The sequence below is a fragment of the Candidatus Eisenbacteria bacterium genome (assembly GCA_035577985.1).
Lineage (GTDB): Bacteria > Desulfobacterota > Binatia > DP-6 > DP-6 > DATJZY01.
On sequence record DATJZY010000108.1, the window covers coordinates 1 to 2,277 of the forward strand.

The 2,277-nt window shown below is 67.4% G+C and carries 2 protein-coding genes; both read left to right on the forward strand.

The window, feature by feature from the left end:
- A partial coding sequence (locus VMS22_15480; protein HXJ35434.1) for an FAD-dependent oxidoreductase occupies nt 1-1,312 on the forward strand: 1,312 nt, incomplete at its 5' end.
- Nucleotides 1,313-1,334: 22 nt separating this feature from the next.
- Entirely contained in the window at nt 1,335-2,111 is a 777-nt protein-coding gene (locus VMS22_15485; protein HXJ35435.1) for a class II aldolase/adducin family protein, read from the forward strand.
- Nucleotides 2,112-2,277 lie beyond the last annotated feature (166 nt).

A 2,277-nucleotide genomic window follows, 5' to 3' on the forward strand; every position in this document is an offset into this window, starting at 1 on the left:
CGTGCTCGACCTCGGCGTCGAGTTCCGCGGCGGCGCGTACGTCTCCTCGATGAAGCAGCTCCTCGGCGAAGGCTACGACGCGATCTTCGTCGGCTGCGGCGCGCCGCGCGGACGCGACCTCGACATCCCGGGGCGCAAGGAAGCGGCGGCCAACATCCACATCGGCATCGACTGGCTCTCGAGCGTCTCGTTCGGCCACACCACGAAGATCGGCAAGCGCGTGATCGTCCTCGGCGGCGGCAACACCGCGATGGACTGCTGCCGCTCGTCGAAGCGCCTCGGCGGCGAGGACGTGAAAGTGATCGTGCGGTCCGGGTTCGAGGAGATGAAGGCGAGCCCGTGGGAGAAGGAGGACGCGATGCACGAGGGCATCCCGATCCTCAACTACCTCGTGCCGAAGGCGTTCACGCACGCAAACGGAAACCTGACCGGGGTGACCTTCGAGAAAGTGCAGGCGATCTACGACGCCAATGGCCGCCGCACCCTCGTCCCCACCAACGCGCCGGAGCAGCACTTCGAGTGCGACGACGTGCTCGTCGCCGTGGGACAGGAAAACGCGTTCCCCTGGATCGAGCGCGACTGCGGGCTCGAGTTCGACCGGCACGGCATGCCGAAGCTCGACCCGGTCACGCTCCAGTCGAGCCTGCCGAACGTGTTCTTCGGCGGCGACTCGGCGCTCGGGCCGAAGAACATCATCTGGGCGGTCGCGCACGGCCACGACGCCGCGATCTCGATCGACCGCTACTGCCACGACGAGGACGTGGGCAAGCGCCCGGCGCCAGGCGTGACGCTGATGTCGCAGAAGATGGGCATCCACGAGTGGAGCTACGACAACGACGTCACGCTCGACGCACGCTTCAAGGTGCCGTGGCGCGACGTCAACCAGACGCTGAAGAACATCAAGGTCGAGGTCGAGCTCGGCTTCGACCCGGCCACCGGGCTCAAGGAAGCGCGGCGCTGCCTGAACTGCGACGTGCAGACCGTCTTCACCGACAAGCTCTGCATCGAGTGCGACGCCTGCGTCGACATCTGCCCGATGGACTGCATCAGCTTCGTGCCGGACGGCGAAGAAGCCGATCTCCGCACCCGCCTGCGTGCGCCGGCGAAGAACGCGACGCAGGAGCTCTACGTCTCGGCGGCGCTGAAGACGATGCGGGTGATGGTGAAGGACGAGGACGTCTGCCTGCACTGCGGTCTCTGCGCCGAGCGCTGCCCGACCGGCGCCTGGGACATGCAGAAGTTCCTGCTCGACATGACGCACGCCGGCCCGTCCTGCCGCGATCCACGCAAGCGCACGCTGAAGGCAGCGTGAACCCGCCGAGGAACTCCCGCCAGTGAAAACCGCCCGCGCCGTCGAACTCGCCCCCGAAGCCGGCGCGGAGCGTGCACTGCGCGTCCGGCTCGCCGCCGCCTACCGCATCGCCGACCACCTCGGCTGGTCGGAGCTGATCTACACCCACATCAGCCTGCGGGTCCCCGGGCCGGAGCACCACTTCCTGATCAATCCCTACGGCCTGCGCTTCGACGAGGTCACCGCGTCGAACCTCGTGAAGATCGACTCGGAGGGCAAGAACGCCGGGGCGAGCGCCTACAAGGCGAACGAGCCCGGCTTCGTGATCCACGGCGCGGTGCACATGGCGCGCGACGACGCGCAGTGCGTGTTCCACACCCACACGCTCGCCGGCATGGCGGTGTCGGCGCAGGAGTGCGGCCTCCTGCCGGTGCACATGTACTCGCACAACTTCTACGGCAAGGTCGGCTACCACGAGTTCGAGGGGCCGGCGATGAACCTCGGCGAGCGCGAGCGGCTGGTCGCGAGCCTCGGGAAGCACCCGGTGCTCATCCTCCGCAACCATGGCCTGTTGACCGTCGGCCGCACGGTGGAGGAGGCGTTCCTCCTGATGTGGCGCCTCGAGCGCGCCTGCCAGATCCAGCTCGCCGCACAGGCGGGCGGCACGAAGCTGCACTTGCCGCCGGACGAAGTGTGCGCGGCCTCGGCGCGCATGGGCGACGAATTCCTCACCGACCGCGGCGCGGTCGGCTTCGGCGAGCTCGAGTTCGCCGCGCTCGAACGCATCATCGACAACAAAGACCCGTCCTACAGGAACTGAACAGAACCTCCATGGCAAAACCCAGCGAGGCGATCAACGACTTCGTCGTCAAGTTCGCCAACGTCAACGGCTCCGGCTCCGCGTCGGCGAACACGCTGTTCGCGAAGTCGATCATGCGCATGGGCGTGCCGGTGAGCCCGCGCAACATCTTCCCGTCGAACATCCA